Source organism: Streptomyces sp. BBFR51 (assembly GCF_044591655.1).
Classification (GTDB): domain Bacteria; phylum Actinomycetota; class Actinomycetes; order Streptomycetales; family Streptomycetaceae; genus Streptomyces.
This window is the reverse complement of the sequence record NZ_CP172448.1, coordinates 694530-710667: the sequence shown is the minus strand read 5'-3', so window position 1 is coordinate 710667 and position 16138 is coordinate 694530. Positions and strand designations below refer to the sequence as shown.

Annotated in this window: 13 protein-coding genes; 3 read left to right on the top strand and 10 right to left on the bottom strand. The window is 73.9% G+C overall.

Features of this window, described 5'->3' with window-relative positions:
- Window positions 1–28: 28 nt before the first annotated feature.
- On the top strand, window positions 29–553 hold the full coding sequence (locus ACGH7X_RS03280; RefSeq protein WP_399881393.1) for a hypothetical protein: 525 nt from the start codon (window positions 29–31) through the stop codon (window positions 551–553).
- 18 nt (window positions 554–571) lie between these two features.
- Here the strand turns inward: ACGH7X_RS03280 and hemC are convergent, their stop codons facing one another.
- The 4 genes from hemC to ACGH7X_RS03260 form a co-directional block, all read right to left on the bottom strand.
- Window positions 572–1507 carry a hydroxymethylbilane synthase gene (gene hemC, locus ACGH7X_RS03275; RefSeq protein ID WP_399881391.1) on the bottom strand — a complete coding sequence of 312 codons (936 nt, stop codon included), beginning with the start codon at window positions 1505–1507 and terminating at the stop codon, window positions 572–574.
- 71 nt (window positions 1508–1578) lie between these two features.
- Window positions 1579–2355, bottom strand: coding sequence for an NPP1 family protein (locus ACGH7X_RS03270; RefSeq protein WP_399881389.1), 777 nt, complete (start codon window positions 2353–2355; stop codon window positions 1579–1581).
- Between the two features lie 133 nt (window positions 2356–2488).
- Window positions 2489–3469, bottom strand: a complete 981-nt coding sequence (locus tag ACGH7X_RS03265; protein ID WP_399881387.1) for an ATP-dependent DNA ligase — start codon at window positions 3467–3469, stop codon at window positions 2489–2491.
- 96 nt (window positions 3470–3565) lie between these two features.
- The gene (locus ACGH7X_RS03260) at window positions 3566–5020 is read right to left on the bottom strand and encodes an MFS transporter (protein WP_399881385.1); all 1455 of its coding nucleotides are present in this window, start codon (window positions 5018–5020) and stop codon (window positions 3566–3568) included.
- A 230-nt stretch (window positions 5021–5250) separates the two neighbouring features.
- Here ACGH7X_RS03260 and ACGH7X_RS03255 point away from each other — a divergent pair, with 230 nt between their 5' ends.
- Window positions 5251–5907 (top strand): TetR/AcrR family transcriptional regulator, encoded by a 657-nt coding sequence (locus ACGH7X_RS03255; protein ID WP_399896745.1) that lies wholly within the window; start codon window positions 5251–5253, stop codon window positions 5905–5907.
- Window positions 5908–5929: 22 nt separating this feature from the next.
- Here ACGH7X_RS03255 and ACGH7X_RS03250 read toward each other — a convergent pair whose 3' ends face one another.
- Window positions 5930–7009, bottom strand: coding sequence for a YncE family protein (locus tag ACGH7X_RS03250; RefSeq protein ID WP_399881384.1), 1080 nt, complete (start codon window positions 7007–7009; stop codon window positions 5930–5932).
- 104 nt (window positions 7010–7113) lie between these two features.
- Between ACGH7X_RS03250 and fes the strand changes: the two genes are divergently transcribed.
- Window positions 7114–8445 carry an enterochelin esterase gene (fes, locus tag ACGH7X_RS03245; protein ID WP_399881383.1) on the top strand — a complete coding sequence of 444 codons (1332 nt, stop codon included), beginning with the start codon at window positions 7114–7116 and terminating at the stop codon, window positions 8443–8445.
- 12 nt (window positions 8446–8457) lie between these two features.
- On the opposite strand, the gene ACGH7X_RS03240 is transcribed toward fes, so the two are convergent.
- The 5 genes from ACGH7X_RS03240 to ACGH7X_RS03220 are packed head-to-tail and all read right to left on the bottom strand — an operon-like array spanning window position 8458 to window position 16092.
- Window positions 8458–12321 (bottom strand): amino acid adenylation domain-containing protein, encoded by a 3864-nt coding sequence (locus ACGH7X_RS03240; RefSeq protein WP_399881382.1) that lies wholly within the window; start codon window positions 12319–12321, stop codon window positions 8458–8460.
- The gene (locus ACGH7X_RS03235) at window positions 12318–12581 is read right to left on the bottom strand and encodes a phosphopantetheine-binding protein (protein ID WP_399881381.1); all 264 of its coding nucleotides are present in this window, start codon (window positions 12579–12581) and stop codon (window positions 12318–12320) included. Before ACGH7X_RS03235 ends, ACGH7X_RS03240 begins: the two co-directional genes overlap by 4 nt.
- Before the next feature lie 3 nt (window positions 12582–12584).
- Entirely contained in the window at window positions 12585–13232 is a 648-nt protein-coding gene (locus tag ACGH7X_RS03230; protein ID WP_399881379.1) for an isochorismatase family protein, read from the bottom strand.
- Window positions 13233–13255: 23 nt separating this feature from the next.
- On the bottom strand, window positions 13256–14884 hold the full coding sequence (locus ACGH7X_RS03225) for a (2,3-dihydroxybenzoyl)adenylate synthase (protein ID WP_399881377.1): 1629 nt from the start codon (window positions 14882–14884) through the stop codon (window positions 13256–13258).
- Window positions 14881–16092, bottom strand: coding sequence for an isochorismate synthase (locus ACGH7X_RS03220; protein WP_399881375.1), 1212 nt, complete (start codon window positions 16090–16092; stop codon window positions 14881–14883). The genes ACGH7X_RS03225 and ACGH7X_RS03220 overlap by 4 nt, the downstream gene beginning before the upstream one ends.
- Between the last annotated feature and the right edge of the window lie 46 nt (window positions 16093–16138).

Here is a 16138-nt window from a genome sequence, read left to right as displayed (position 1 = left end):
GCAGCGTCGAGAGGTCGAGAGGGGCACCGTGTACGAGCCGAACGTGGTCGGGGACTGGCAGGAGTACGACGAGCACGCCGGCCTGCGGGTCCGTGTTCACGCTCTGGAGCCGGCCGAGCCGCCGCGCGGGCGCGACGACGCGGCCGAGTCGCTGACGTACTTCCGCGTCCGGGTGACCGTCGAGAACCGCGGCGGGCGGCACCTCGGCATCCACCTGGAGGACGGCCAGATCGACGTGCGGATCGGCACCGACGGGGAGAGCGCCTTCCTGGACTGGCGCAACTCCCAGTTCATCGAGGGCTTCGACGTCTACCCGCTGCGCCGGGCCACCGCCGTGCTCTACGCCGCCGGCCCGGAGGCGAGCCTGTGCCAGGTGGACGTCCAGGTGCAGCTGCGGGTGGACGAGGAGTGGGCCGACCGCCGGCTGTGGAGCGGCGGCCTCGGGCTGCCCGACGGCGCCACCGGGGCCCCCTGCGGCGCGGTGCGCGACGAGGGCCTCGCCCATCAGGTCAGCGCGTTCCTGCGGGGCCAGTCGGAGGACGACTCCGCCTGACCCCCGGGCGGCGGCGCGTCAGTGCGCGATGCCGTCGATGATCTCCCGGGCGCCCTGGCGCAGCAGGGCCACCGCGACCGAGGTGCCGAGGGTCGCCGGGTCGAGCCGGCCGGCCCACTCGTGAGCGTTCAGCCGCGTCTTGCCGTCCAGGGTGAAGACACAGGCCCGCAGCGAGAGTTCCCCGCTCCGGTCCACGTGTGCGTGCCCCGCGATGGGGCTGTTGCAGTGCCCCTGGAGGACGTGCAGGAACATGCGCTCCGCCGTCGCCTCCCGGTGCGTCCGCGGATCGCCGAGGGCGCTGACCGCCTCGATGAGGGCACTGTCGCCCTCCCGGCACTGCAGGGCGAGGATGCCCGCGCCGATCGGCGGCATCATCGTCTCGGTGGAGAGGACCTCGCTGATCACGTCGGGGCGGCCGATGCGCTCCAGCCCGGAGACGGCGAGCAGTAGCGCGTCCGCCTCACCCGCGGCGAGCTTCGCCAGCCGCCGGTTGGCGTTGCCGCGGAACGGCACGCACCGCAGGTGCGGGTGGGTGGCGGCCAGCTGGGCGACGCGGCGCACCGAGGAGGTGCCGACGCGGGTCCCGGCGGGAAGCTCGTCCAGGGTGAGCCCGCCCGGGTGGACGAGCGCGTCCCGCACGTCGTCGCGCTTCAGGAACGCGGCGAACACCGTCCCGGCGGGCAGCGGCCGGTCGGCCGGCACGTCCTTGACGCAGTGCACCGCCAGATCGGCCTCGCCCGACAGCAGCGCGGCGTCGACCTCCTTGGTGAACGCGCCCTTGCCCTCCACCTGCGACAGATCGCCGAGCCACTTGTCACCGGTGGTCTTCACCGGCACGACCTCGGTGCGCACGCCGGGGTGGAGGGCCGTCAACTCGGCCCGGACACGCTCGACCTGAGCCAGGGCCATGGGGGAGTCGCGGGAGACGACGCGGATCAGTTCGGGGGCGGACATGCGGACACGATAGTGCCCCCGGGCCGCCCGGGCCGCGCGCTTCGCCCGAACGGCCCCTGTCCGCCGCCGCGTCAGGCGTTCGGGTCGAAGGAGATGCCGGAGGGCTTGGCGGCCGCCAGATGGGAGGCGAAGCTGCCGTCCTTGAGGCCGAAGTTGGCGCTGCCGAAGTCGTAGGAGGTCAACTTGTCGCGGACACCGGCCGGATAGCCGTTCCAGCCCACCAGGGTGGGAAACTGCCAGCCGCCCTTGTGGTTCTCCGGCGGCTCGTCGCCCGAGGTCGCCAGGCGGAAGCAGTGGGTGCTGATGCCGTCCTTGTGGTAGACGATCTTCGGGTGGGTGCCGTCGAAGCGGACCGCCGACCGCGCGTGCACGCTGAACGAGCCGTGGTTGGAGGTCGAGACGTACTGCACGGTGCCGCCTTGCACCCACACCACGACGTGCTCCCAGTCGTGCCGGTGCCCGCCGAGGCTGCTGCCGGGCAGCGCCTGGTCCTTCTCGAAGTAGAGGCCGTACATGTAGGCGCACCAGCCGTTGTCGCACTTGGCGCGCGAGTAGCCGTTGGTGTTGTCCAGGTCGGCGGCGTCCCGGCAGTTGCCGTTGAGGGCGCCGGTCGGGTTGAGGCCGCCGTTGACCGCTCCGTCGGAGCCGATGGCCGGTGTTGGGTAGCAGCCGTCGGTGTCGTAGTCGTAGGCGGGCTGGTACGTCTGCTCCAGGCTGTCGGCGTTGCCGGGGAGCCCCGGGGGCGGGGCGGCGAAGGCGGTGGCGGGGAAGGCGACGACGAGGGCGAGGGCACCGAGCGGCGCGGTGAGCCATCTCGTGCGGCGGGTGGGAGCGGTACGCGACGGCATCGCGTCCTCCTCTGCTGACGCAGCCCAACGGCTGTGGGGGGGAAGGGGAGTTCAGGGTGCCGTCTTTTCACTTCCGCGCCAAGGGTGCACGGTGGTCCCGGTGGTTAAGGGCAGGCCAATACTCGGCCCCGCGTCACACCAGGTCGTCCGGAACGTCGGCCGCGGACTCCTCGGGTGCCAGGTCCGGGCGGAGCCTGAGCCAGGACGGCTGGCGCAGCATGCCCTCCCGGGTGCGAGTGCTGTAGCGGACCTCGCCGACCAGCCGGGGGACGACCCAGCGCGCTCCCGGCACCGGCGGCACCGGGTCGAAGGGGCACACGTCCGTCGCGGCGGCCCGCAGCAGCGCGGCCAGCTCGGTGCGCTCGCCCGCGCTCCAGCCGGTGCCGACCCCGCCGACGTAGCGCAGCCGGCCCGCGGCGCGCTGGCCGACCAGCACGGCGCCGGGAAGTCCGCCGAGCCGTCCCTTTCCGGGCAGCCAGCCTCCGACCACGACGTCCTCGCTGCGCATGTTGCGGATCTTGATCCAGGCGCGGGAGCGGGCCCCGGGCTCGTACAGGGAGTCCAGCCGCTTGCACACCAGCCCCTCCAGGCCGTGCTCACGGGTGGCCCGCAGGGCCTGTTCGCCGTGCCCGACCAGCGCGGCCGGGGTCGACCAGGACGGCCCGTCGAGGCCGAGGTCCGTCAGCCGCTCGCGGCGGCCGGTGTAGGGCCGGCGCAGCAGGGAGCGGCCCGCCAGGTGCAGGGCGTCGAACAGCACCAGATGGACGGGGACCTTCGCGGCCCGGTGCGCCGCCCGGCCCGGGTCGTGCGCGAGCCCCATCCGGGACTGCAGCAACTGGAAGTCGGCGCGGCCGTGTTCGTCCAGGGCCAGCACCTCCCCGTCCAGTACGGCGGAGGTGCCGCCGAGCGCGGTGGCCAGCGGCGCCAGTTCGGGGTAGGCGGCCGTGATGTCCTGGCCGGAGCGGGCGCGCAGCCGCACACCGCCGTCACCGGGCAGGTAGACCACCACGCGCTGCCCGTCCTGCTTGGTCTCGTAGGCCCAGCGGGCGTCCTGCGCGGGGGGCGGCAGGGCGCCGGGGGTGGCGAGCATCGGAGGGATCAGCGGCAGCTCCACGGATCAGTTCTCGACGTGTCCGGGCGCCGCCACGCGCGTCGCCCGCCAGGTTCGCCTGAACGGCGCCGGTCCCGGGCGGGGCCGGCGCCGTCGCGGTCAGCGGACGGAGGCGGGCTCCGGCGCGACACCGCCGGCCGGTGCCGTGCCCGCCGCCGAGCCGGCGGGACGGTGCCGGGGGATGAAGGACGCGATGGCGAAGGCCAGCAGGGCCGCGCCGGCGCCGAGGGCCATGACCACCTTGAAGGAGCTCTCGGACGGCACGGCGAAGCCGCCGAGGTCGATGGTCATCTGGGCCAGGATCACGCCGGCGATGGCACTGGCGGTCGACGTGCCGAGCGAGCGCATGAGGGTGTTCAGGCTGTTCGCGGCGGCCGTCTCGCTCGCCGGGACGGCGCCCATGATCAGCGACGGCATGGCGCCGTAGGCGAAGCCGATGCCCGCGCTGATGACGCAGGAGACCAGGACCAGGTGCCAGACCTCGGACATCAGCACGATGTTCAGGCCGTAGCCGGCCGCGACGATCAGGGCGCCGATCATCAGCGTCACCTTCGGGCCCCTGGACTTGGAGACCTTCGCGGAGACCGGCGCGAACGCCATCATCACCAGACCGGACGGCGCCATGACGAGGCCCGTGGTCAGCAGGGAGCGGCCGAGTCCGTAACCGGTGGCCTCGGGCAACTGGAGCAGCTGCGGAAGCACCAGGGACATCGCGAACATCGAGAAGCCGATGGAGATGGACGCCAGGTTGGTGAACAGCACCTGGCGGCGGGCGGTGGTGCGCAGGTCCACCAGCGGCTGCGGGGTACGCAGCTCCCACCATCCCCACACCAGCAGAATCACCACGGCCGCCGCGAACAGACCGAGGGTGGTGCCTCCGGTCCAGCCCCAGTCGCCGCCCTTGGAGATCGCCAGCAGCAGGCACATCAGGCCGGCCGCCATGCCGATGCCGCCGAGCACATCGAAGCGGCCGCCGGTGCGCACCGCCGACTCGGGCACCAGCGCGAGGACCAGCACCAGGGAGACGGCGCCGAGCGCGCCGGAGAGCCAGAACAGCATGTGCCAGTCGAGCTTGTCCGCGATCAGCGCGGCGGTGGGCAGGCCGAGCGCACCGCCGACCCCGAGGGAGGCGCTCATCACCGCGGTGGCGCCGGCCAGCCGCTCGGCCGGCAGCTCGTCGCGCATGATGCTGATGCCGAGCGGGATGACGGCGGCGGACAGGCCCTGCAGGGCGCGGCCCGCGACCATCGGGACCAGGGTGTCGCTCAGTCCGCAGACCGCCGAGCCGGCGATCAGCAGCACCAGGCTGAGCAGCAGCATCCGCCGCTTGCCGAACATGTCGCCGAGCCGGCCGACGACCGGAGTGGCCACCGCGGAGGCGAGCAGCGTGGCGGTCACCGCCCAGGCCGCGTCCGAGGCCGACGCGTCCAGGAGCTTGGGCAGCTCCGGGATGATCGGGATGACCAGGGTCTGCATCAGCGCGACGACGATCCCGGCCAGGGCCAGTACCGCCACCACGGCGTTCGGCCGTGGTGCGGCGGGTGAAGCGGGCATGGAGGAGCCTTTCGGGCAATGAGTGTCGGAACCGGAGCGCGAACCTTTAAGTCAGTCGCTTGAAGTACTCTACGGGGTGTGGAGAGGGCACGCCCCTCCGGGTCGCTCGGCGACCCGGCGCCGCCGCCCCGTAGGCTTTTGTGACAACGCGCCGTACGACGGCGGACCTGCGACGACTCGAGGGACTGGTCGCCGTGGGCCGTAAGGCAAGTCCCGGCGCGGCGGTGAGCATGGCGGGCAGTACGGTCCGGACGGAACAGGTCAGCGCGACCCGGCAGCTGATCCTGACCACCGCTGAGCGGCTGTTCGCCGAGCACGGGGTCTACGCGGTCTCCAACCGCCAGGTCAGCGAGGCCGCGGGGCAGGGCAACAACGCCGCGGTCGGCTACCACTTCGGTACCAAGATCGACCTGGTGCGCGCCATCGCGCAGCGGCACTCGGAGCGCGTCGAGGAGCTGCGCGCCCGGCAGCTCGCCGCGCTCGGCGACTCGCCCGGTCTGCGTGACTGGGTGGACTGCCTGGTCCGTCCGCAGTTCGACCACCTTGCGGCGCTGGGCAGTCCCACCTGGTACGCGCGGTTCTGCGCCCAGGTCATGACCGACCCGGCGCTGCGGCAGATCATGACCGAGGAGTCCCGAGCCTCCGTCTCGCTGCGGGAGATCATCGAGGGGCGCAACCGGAGCATGCCCGCGCTGCCGGGCGAGGTCGGCGCGGAGCGGGGCGACATGGCCCGGCACCTCATCGTGCACACGGCGGCCGAGCGGGAGCGCGCCCTGGCCGAGAACCGCCCCACCCCGCGCGCCACCTGGCAGGACGCCGCCGACGGTCTCGTCGACGCGATCGTGGGCATGTGGCTGGCGCCCGTCACGCCCCGGAGCGGGGACTGACGGGCGCCGGGTGAGGGGGTGGTCAGCGGGAGAGGCGGACGCGGGTCACGGTGTCCGCGGCCGCGCCGGCCCCGGACTTGTCGACCACGTAGGCGCTGCCGCCGGCGATCTCCACGTGGTTGGGGTTGGCGCCGGTGGCGACGGTCTCCTCCACGACGCCCTCGCGCGGGTCGACCCGGGTGACGGTGGCGTCGGTGCGGTTGACGACGAGGACGTCGCCCGAACGCTCGTCGGTCGCCACGGACAGGGCACCGGCGCCGGTCGCCACGGACTTGGTGACGACGCCCTTGCGCAGGTCGATCACGGACAGGGTGCCCGAGGTCTGGTCGGCGGTGTACGCGGTCCTGCCGTTCCTGGACAGCGAGACCGAGATCGGGCCGTCGCCGGCCGGGACGAAGCGCGGGGTCGCGGAGCCGCGCCGCAGCTCGATCAGCCGGTCGTTGCCGAGGTCGGCCGCGTAGAGGGCACCCGTCCTCTCGTTGACCGTCAGGCCGGTCGGGGAGGCCCCGTCGACGGTGATCCGCTCCTTCTCCTCGAGGGACTTGGAGTCGAAGGCGACCAGGGTGCCGTCGCCGAAACCGCTCGCCCAGACCGTGTTGTGCCGCTCGTCCACGACGATCTCGCGGGCGTGGGCGACGTTCGGCAGACTCGCCAGGTGCTTGCCGGTGCGCTGGCTGTAGACGGCGACCGAGTTGTCGCGGGTGTTGGTCGTCCAGACGGTGTTGTGCTCGTCGTCCACGGCCACGCCGTACACGGCCTCGACGGCGCCGGTGGCGGAGTCGGTGACCGGCGGGGTGACGTCGGCCTCGACGGCGAGGGACTTCGGGTCGACCTTCAGCAGGTGCGACTCGGTGACCGGCGGGCGGCCCACGGCGGCGGTGACCCACAGCACGTTGTTCCGCTCGGAGTAGGCCGACTGGTACAGGCCCTTGGTGAGCTCGGCCGTCGTGACCTTCGAGCCGGTGGTGTGCGCGGACGCAGTGCCCGCCAGGGTCAGTGTGCTGCCCGCGGCGACCGCCACGGCGACGGCCGCGGTGAGCGTGGTGCGGCGGAGGCGGTGGGGGCGCTGGGTACGGAAGGCGGGGGTGGCAGGGGTGGGCATAGTGGTGGAACTCCCTCTTCTCGGGATGACCGACTTCTCGGGATGACCGAACTGGTGATCGAGTAAGGTAAGGCTAACCTAACCACACGATGACGGATGGTCAATTGAATTCCGTACGCACGTTCCTCGTGGGCCCTCCCGACGGCGCCCCGAACCACCCGCCGCGCGTGCCCCGCACCCACCCGGTCCCGCGCCTCGCCGACCCCGTGTGCGCGTTGCCCGGCCCGGACGGCACCGAGGGCTTCTGGGCCGGCGTACGCGAACGCGGCACGCCTGTGGTGGGCCCCGACCCGCTGGGCGGCGCCGAGCACCGGGCGGTGACGTTCCTGTGGCGCGGCACGCCCGCGACCCGTGCGGTCCAGGTCCTGCCGAACAAGCTCGGCGACCCGCGCGACCCCGCCGGAAACCTCATGGAGCGGGCCCCGGGCACGGACGTGTGGCACTGGACCCTGCGTCTGCGCCACGACTGGCGCGGCACCTACGACTTCTACGCCGATGACGTGGACGACACCCATGACGCCGACGAGGCCCACGAAGGCGACCGACCCGCTCCGGGGACCGCCGCATACTGGCGGTGGCTGCGCACCCGGCGCCGCCCCGACCCGTACAACCCCCGGGCCCTGCCCCACCGCTGGGACGGCACGCCCGTCTCGTACGCCGAACTCCCGGCCGCTCCGAGCGCCGAGGACTGGCTGCCCCGGCCCGGCGTCCCGCGGGGCACCTTCACCGAGCACACCGTGGCGAGCGCACGGCTCGGCGGGAGCCGCCGGGTCTGGCTGTACGAACCTCCCGGCGGCGCCCGGGAACCGGCGAAGCTGCCGGTTCTGGTCCTGCTCGACGGCGAGCACTGGGGGCCCCGGCTCGGGCTGCCTCACTTGCTCGACAACCTGATCGCCGACGGCCGTGTCGCGCCCGTCGCCGCCGTGCTGCCGGACGCCGTGGACGAGGCCACGCGCTGGGCGGAACTGTCGTGCCGGCCCGAGTACGTCGGCTTCCTCGCCGACGAGCTGCTGCCGTGGGCGGCCGCGAGACTTCCGCTGTCCGAGGACCCGGCGCGCACCGTCGTCGCCGGGCAGAGTCTCGGCGGGCTGACCGCCGCGTACGCCGCCGTGGCGGCCCCGGAATGCTTCGGCAACGCCCTCGTCCAGTCCGGGTCGTTCTGGTGGCCGGCCGGGCCGGAGGCGGAGTGGCTCACCCGGGCCGTCGCCGAAGAGCCACGGCCACCGGTGCGCTTTCGGCTCTCCTTCGGCGAACAGGAATGGGTGGCCCTGCCGGCCGCCCGCAGGTTCCGCGACGCCCTGGCCTCGACCGGCTGTCACGACTCCTCCCACCGCTCCTCCCACCGCTCCTCCTACCGTGAGTTCAACGGCGGTCATGACTACCTCTGCTGGCGCACGGAGCTGGCCGACGGACTCGTGGAGCTCCTCGGCCGGTGACGGTCGCGCCGATCACGCGTCGAGTTCCTTCAGACGCGCGGCGAGCACCGCGGCGATCTCGTCCAGGTACCGGTCCCGCATCAGTTGCGGGTGGGTGCAGTCCAGGTCGTGGTTGTCGATCGCGCCGCGCACGTACGGGCGCCAGGCCTCGCGTGTCAGCCAGTCCTCGGCGCGCGGGGCGGCGGCCGTGAAGAACAGCACGTCGCCGTCGTAGGCGGCGTGCTCGTGCTCGCGCATCATGCGGGCGTGGTTCGGCACGATGTCGACGATCCGGGACAGGGCGCGCTCGGAGAGCCCCGCCAGCGGGCTGCCCGCCCGGCGCAGCGTGGCCAGCACGTCCTCGCGGGTGCGTTCGCCGGCCCGGTCGAAGCCCGCCATGCGCAGCACCGCGGTCAGCGCGTCGCCCTCCTGCGGCGCGGGCCGCTCCCGCCACTGCTCGGCGGGGAACGCGTCCAGGAGCGCGAGGAGTTCGACCTCCTCGCCCGTCTGCCCGAGCAGCACCGCCACGGTGTGCGCGAGGACTCCGCCGACCGACCAGCCCAGCAGACGGTACGGGCCGTGCGGCTGGACGCGGCGGATCTGCCGGGCGTAGTCCTCCGCCTCCTCCCGGAGGGTGCGCGGCAGCCGTTCGTCGCCGGTCAGACCGCGGGCCTGGAGGCCGTACACGGGCTGCTGCGGTCCCAGCCGCGCCGCCAGCCCGGCGTAGCACCAGGCGAGGCCGCCCGCCGGGTGGACGCCGAACAGCGGCGTCCGGTCGCCCTCGGTGCGCAGGGGCAGTACGACGCCCAGCGCGTCCTCGGCGGCCGGCCCGGCCGCGTCCAGCCGGGCGGCGAGCGCGGCGGGCGTCGGTGCCTCGAACAGGGAGCCGATGGTCAGCTCCGTGCCGAACTCCTCCCGCACCCGCGTCACCAGCCGCACCGCGAGCAGCGACGTACCACCCAGGTCGAAGAACGCGTCGTCGGGACCGACCCCGGCCACGTCCAGCACCTCGGCGAACAGCCGGGTCAGCGCCGCTTCGCGGGCGGAGGCCGGGGGCCGAGCGCCCGCGTCGCCCGCGAAGACCGGGGCGGGCAGCTCACGGCGGTCCAGCTTGCCGCTGGGGGAGAGCGGGAAGACCTCCAGGGCCACGACGGCCGCGGGGACCAGGTGCTCCGGCAACTCGCGGGCCAGTGCCGCCCGCACGTCCGCCGGGTCCGCGCCGCCGGTGACATAGCCGACGAGGCGGTCCTCCCGCACCATGGCGCAGGCCCCGTCGACCCCGGGCCGGGCGGCGAGCGCCGCCTCGATCTCCCCGAGTTCGACGCGTTGCCCGCGCAGCTTGACCTGGTGGTCGGTCCGGCCGAGGTACTCGACCTCGCCGCCGCCGGTCCAGCGCGCCAGATCGCCCGTGCGGTACATCCGGCCGCCCGCCGGCCCGAACGGGTCGCGCACGAACCGGGACGCGGTCAGCTCCTCGCGGCCCAGGTAGCCGTCGGCCAGTTGCACGCCCGCCAGATACAGCTCGCCCGGCACGCCGGGCGGACACGGCCGCAGCGCCGCGTCCAGCACGTACAGGCGGGTGTTCCACACCGGTCGGCCGATCGGCACCGGGCCCGGAGCGGCCGGGTCCACGGCGTGGTAGGTGACGTCGACGGCGGCCTCCGTGGGCCCGTACAGGTTGTGCAGAGCGACGTCCGGGAGGGCGCGCGCGAAGCCCTGCGCGCTCTCGCGGGGCAGGGCCTCGCCGCTGCAGAACACCCGGCGCAGCACGTCCCCGCACCCCGCCGCCTCAGGGGCGGCCAGGAAGACCTGGAGCATCGACGGCACGAAGTGGCAGGTGGTGACCCCCTGTTCGCGGATCAGACGGGCCAGGTAGACCGGGTCCTTGTGCCCGCCCGGTTCGGCGACGACCAGCGCGGCGCCCTGACGCAGCGGCCAGAAGAACTCCCACACCGACACGTCGAACGACGACGGAGTCTTCTGCAGCACCCGGTCCCCGGCTCTCAGCCCGTACTCGTGCTGCATCCACCGCAGCCGGTTGTCGATCGCCCGGTGCGGGACGACGACGCCCTTGGGCCGGCCCGTCGACCCCGACGTGTAGATGACGTACGCCGGATGCGCGGGAGTGAGCGCGCGGGGCGGGTTCGTCCACGGGTACGCCGACACGTCGAGGCCGTCCAGGACGACCACGTCGGTGCCCGCGTCCTCCGGGAGACGCCCGGCGCGGTCGGTGACGGCGCACACGGGCGTCGCGTCCCGGAGCATGTACGTCAGGCGCGGTGCCGGATAGTCCGGGTCCAGCGGCAGATAGGCCGCGCCCGCCTTCAGCACCGCGAGCAGGGCCACCACCAGCTCCACCGAGCGCGGCACCGACACGGCCACCACCGTGCCGGGCCCTGCGCCGAGCGACTGGAGGTGCCGGGCCAGGCGGTTGGCGCGGGTGTTGAGTTCCGCGTAGGTCAGGGTGGTGCCCCCGTACACCAGGGCGGTGGCCTCCGGGGCCCGCGCGGCCCGCGACTCGATCGGCCCGATCAGCGTGGTGGGCGGCAGGACGCGGTCGGTGCGGTTGAACTCCTCCAGGACCAGGGCCTCTTCGGCCGGGGTGGCCACCGAGTGCTCGGCGAGCGGAAGGTGCGGGTCGGTTCCGGCGAGCCGGTCCACCAGGTGCAGGAACCGGTCCTGGTGCGCGGCCAGGGCGGCGTCGTCGTACAGCGCCGGGTTGGCGTCGTGGTCGATGCGCAGGCCCCGGCCGTCGGCGCGGTCGTAGATGTTGACCGTCAGGTCGTCCACCGGGCCCGCCGACAGGTTCCGGGCCCGGGCGGGGGCACCGGCGAAGTCCACGCCGTAGTCGAAGGGCATGACGTTGACGAGCGGGCCGACCAGGGCGCGGCTCTCGCCCAGCAGACCCAGGTCGCGGCGGATGTCCTCGTAGCGGTAGCGCTGGTGGCGGCGCAGCTCGCGGATGCCGAGTACGACCTGCCGCACCAGCTCGGCGAAGGTCGCCTCCGGGGAGACGACCAGCCTCAGCGGCAGCACGTTCATCACCATCCCGGGCACGCGCAGCGACACCGAACCCATGCGGCCCATCAGCGGCAGGCCCAGCACCACGTCCGCCTGCGCGGTGGCCCGGGAGGTGTAGAGGGCCTGGGCGGCGATCAGCACGTCCGGCCAGGTCGCGCGGAGCCGGGCGGCGAGATCCCGCAGGCGCTCGGTGCTCCGAGGGGACAGGTGGGCACCGCGGCGCAGGAAGGTGCGGGACGGCAGCGCGCCGCGCCCCGCGAGCCGGGGCGCCTGCGGACGGTCCGCGAACGCCTCGGCCCAGTGGGCCCGGTCGGCCTCGAACGCCGGGGAGGCGCGGTACGCGGTGTCGTCCTCGACCAGGTCGGCGAGGGCGCCGAAGGCACGCGGGGCGGGTGCGACGCCCTGCGCGAGCGCCGAGTACACCTCGGCGGTGCGGCGCACCAGCAGGGAGTAGCCGTAGCCGTCCATGACGAGGTGGTGGATGCGCTGGTACCACAGCCAGCGGTCCGGTCCGACCCGGAACAGGGCGTGCCGGAACAGCGGTCCGTACCTCAGGTCGAACGGTTCGGCCAGGTCCGCACGCATCCACGCCTCCGCCTGGTCCGCGTCGCCCGTCTCGTGCACGGTCAGCGGCAGTTCGACGCCGTCGGCGACGTACTGGCGGGGCCCCTCGGGTGTGTCCTCGACGCGTACGACGCGCAGCGCCTCCGCCTCGGCGGCCACCCGGCGCAGCGCGTCGGCGAACAGCTCCGGATCGAGCGGCCCGTCGATCTCCAGGCACTCGGCGGTGTTCTGCGCGGGGCTGAGCGGGTCCAGCGCCTGCGCGAACCACATGCCCGACTGGGCCGCCGTCAAAGGCAGTCCGGGGATGCTCATACCGCCCCCAGCAGTGGTGCCCAGGCCTCGATGGCCGGCTGCTCGGCCAGGTCCGCGAAGCCGGCGGTGACGGCGTGTTCGCGGCGCCAGCGTTCCAGCAGCGTCATGACGCGGACCGAGTCGAGGCCGTAGTCGACGAGGTTCTCGTCCACGGGGATGTCCGCCGGGTCCTCGCCGAGGCAGTCGGCGACGTCGGCACGGATCCGTTCCACGGTGAGCGGGGTGATCGGGGTGGGCGGGGTGGGCGGGGTGGGCGCCACGGTTCAGGCCTCCTGGAGGGGCGCGTCGGTGAGGAGCGCGTCGGTGGTGGTGACGGCCGCGCAGCGGCCGGCCGCCCAGCGCAGCGCCATGTCGTGGTCCTCGCGGGAGAAGTCGGCGACGGCGTCGGCGACCACGAACGCCCGCAGATCCCGCTGCCACGCGTCGGCGGCGGTCATCAGCACGCCGATGTGCGCGTACACGCCGACGATCACCAACTGGTCGCGTCCCGTGTCCCGCAGCAGGTCCGCCAGGCCGGTGCGGACGAAGGCGCTGTACTTCCACTTCGTGAGCACCGTGTCCCCGTCCTCGGGCGCCACCGCGTCGGGCGCGGCGAGTTTCTCCGGGTCGTCGGCGACGCCGGGGCCCCAGAAGTCGAGCTGGAGGCCGCGTTCCTCGGGCGTCTGACCGCCGCGCTGGGCGGAGTGGACGACCGGGGCGCCGAGGCGGCGGTACTCCTTCAGCAGGCGGGCGGTGTTGCCGAGCATGCCGGTCAGGGGCTGTTCGCCGGCCGGGAAGGCGGAGAGGAAGTGCTGCTGGAGATCGTGCACGAGCAGCACGGCACGCGCCGGGTCGACGGTCCAGGACACGCGGTTCGCGGGGAGTTCGTCCGGCGCCGGGAGCGGATAGGGGGCGATGGCGGGCAGAGCCATGGGGGAGGGCCTCTCGATGACGGTCAGGAGTCGCCGGCGGCGGAGCGCAGGTGCTTCTTGCTGATCTTGCCGACGCCGGTCTGCGGGAAGACGTCGACGAACTCGACGAGGTCGGGCACCTTGTAGGCGGCGATGCCGCGCTCGCGCACGAACCGCCTGACCGCGACCGGCCGCAGCGGCTCGGCGCCCGCGCGCAGGATCACGTAGGCCAGGGAACGCTCGCCCAGGTACGCGTCGGGGACGGCGACCACCGACACGTCGTGCACGGACGGGTGGCCGAGGATGATGTTCTCGACCTCCTCCGGCGCGATCTTCTCGCCGCCGCGGTTGATCTGGTCCTTGGCCCGTCCCTCCACCACGAGGTGGCCGGCGGGGGTGCGGCGCACGATGTCCCCGGTGCGGTAGAAGCCGTCCTCGGTGAACGCGCGCCGGTTGTGTTCCGGAGCCCGCCAGTAGCCGCGGATCGTGTACGGGCCGCGGGTCAGCAGATGACCGGGCTCCCCGTCGGGGACGTCCTCGTCGGCGTCGTCGACGACGCGGATCTCGTCGTCGGGGGAGATCGGCCGCCCCTGCGTGGTGACGACCGTCTCGGTGTCGTCGTCCAGCCGCGTGTAGGCGACCAGGCCCTCGGCCATCCCGAAGACCTGCATCAGCCGGCAGCCCAGCGCGGGTTCCAGCCGACGGGCCGCCTGCTCGCTGTACTTGGCGCCGCCGACCAGGGCCAGCTCCAGGCTGGACAGGTCGTGCGCGGTCTCGGTCGCGGCCTGCGTCCACACCAGGGCCAGCGGCGGCACCAGGCCCGTCATGGTGATCCGCTCCCGGGCGATCAGCGCAAACGCGGTGTCCGGGTCGGGCTTCGGGCACAGCACCACCGTGCCGCCCGCGTACAGCACGCCCAGCCAGCCCGGGGAACTCATCGGGAAGTTGTGGGCGGCGGGCAGGACGACGAGGAAGCGGGTGTCCTCGTCGACGCCGCAGATCTCGTTGGAGCCCCACAGCGAGTACAGGTAGTCGTCGTGGGTGCGCGGGATCAGCTTGGACACGCCGGTCGTCCCGCCTGACAACTGGAGGAACGCCAACTGGTGCGGCTCGGGCCCGTCGAAGGGAGCACGGGGCTCGCACGGCACCCCGGACAGCGCACTGTGCTCACCGGGATCGCCGGCCACGAACACGTGCTTCAGGCCCGGCACCTCCTCGCGTACCCGGGAGGCGAGGGCGCGGTGGTCGTAACCCGCGTGCACGTCCGGGACGACGTACGCGACGGCCTGGGCGAAGGAGCAGAAGTGGGCGATCTCCGTGTCCCGGTGCGCGGGCAGCGCGTACACCGGCAGCACGCCGATGCGGAGCAGGGCGAAGACCACCTCGACGAACTCGCCGGTGTTGGGCAGCTGTACGACCACCCGGTCGCCCTTGGCTAGGCCGCGCGCGAGGAACCCGGCGGCCAGCCGGTCGACGCGCTCGTCCAGCTCCCCGTAGGTCCAGGTCCGGCGCTCGGGGGCCGGGTCGACCAGGGCGATCCGGTCGGGGTGCGCGGCGGCGCGCTCGCGCAGCATGCCGCCGAAGGTCTCGCCGCGCCAGTAGCCCGCGGCGCGGTAGCGCGCGGCGAACTCGGCCGGCCAGGTGGGCGCGTCCACGCCGGGAGCGAGGGTCACAGTGTCGCTCCCACCGCGTGCAGGAACGTACGGAACTTGGCGGCGGTCTCCGCCGTCTCGGCCTCCGGAGTGGAGGCCGCCACGACTCCGGCGCCGGCGAACAGCCTGAGCGCCCGCCCCTCGGCCTCGGCGCAGCGGATCGTCACGACCCACTCGCCGTCGCCGTCGGCGTCCTGCCAGCCGACCATGCCGGTGTACGCGCCCCGGTCGAAGGGCTCGGACTCGGCGATCACGGCCCGTGCCACCTCGGTGGGGGTGCCGCACACGGCCGGGGTCGGATGCAGCGCGGACGCCAGGTCAAGGGCGGTCGTCCCGGCGTCGGCCAGTTCGCCCGTGACCGTGGTCGACAGGTGCCACATGGCCGCCGTACGCACCAGGGTGGGCCGCTCGGGCACCTCCAGCGTGGCGCAGAACGGCGCGAGTGCCTCCCGTACGGCGGCCACCACGACGGCGTGCTCGTGCAGGTCCTTCTCGGACTCGAGGAGCGCGACCGCGCTTCGCACGTCCTGGGCCAGGTCGTCGCTGCGGGGCGCCGAGCCGGCCAGGGGGTTGGCGGTCAGCCGGCCACCCTGCCGGGCGACGAGGAGTTCGGGACTGGCCCCGATCAGGGTGCGGCCCGCGCCGCTGGGCACCGCGAAGGTGTACCCGGCGGGGTCCCGGCGGGCCAGGCGGCGCAGCATGGCCGGCAGGTCCGGCTCGCGCGGGCAGGACAGTTCCAGGGTGCGGGCGAGGACGACCTTGTCGAACTCCCCCGCCCGCATCCGCGCGACCGCCGCCGCGACCGCCTCGCCGTACCGCTCGGGAGCGGGGACCTCCCGCACCGCCCACCGCGGCCGGTCCTCGTCCTGGGGGACGTGCAGGGCGATCAGCGGGTCCTCGCGCAGCGGCGGCGCCCAGCGCACCGTCCGGGGCACCGCGAGCGCGGGCGCGGCGTCCGGGGCGAAGGGCAGCGCGCCGACGACCACCGGCACCGGGGTGCCCGGGCGGCGCAGCGCGTCCAGCGCCTCACGCACCCGGGCGGCCGGTGGGCGGGAGTCGTGGGGTATCGCGGTGGCGGTGCCGCGGCCCAGCAGTGTGCGGTGGGGTGTGGCGAGGAAGCGGTCGGTGGCCGGGCGGTAGGACTCCAGGAGCGCGGTCGCGGTGCCTGGACTCACCGGCGTGGCCGTGGGCAGGGGCTCGTGCAGGGGTGCGTGCGGGGTGAGGGACATGGCTGTCTCCAGTGGGGGTGGCGTGCGCCGGGGATCCCGAGGGGCC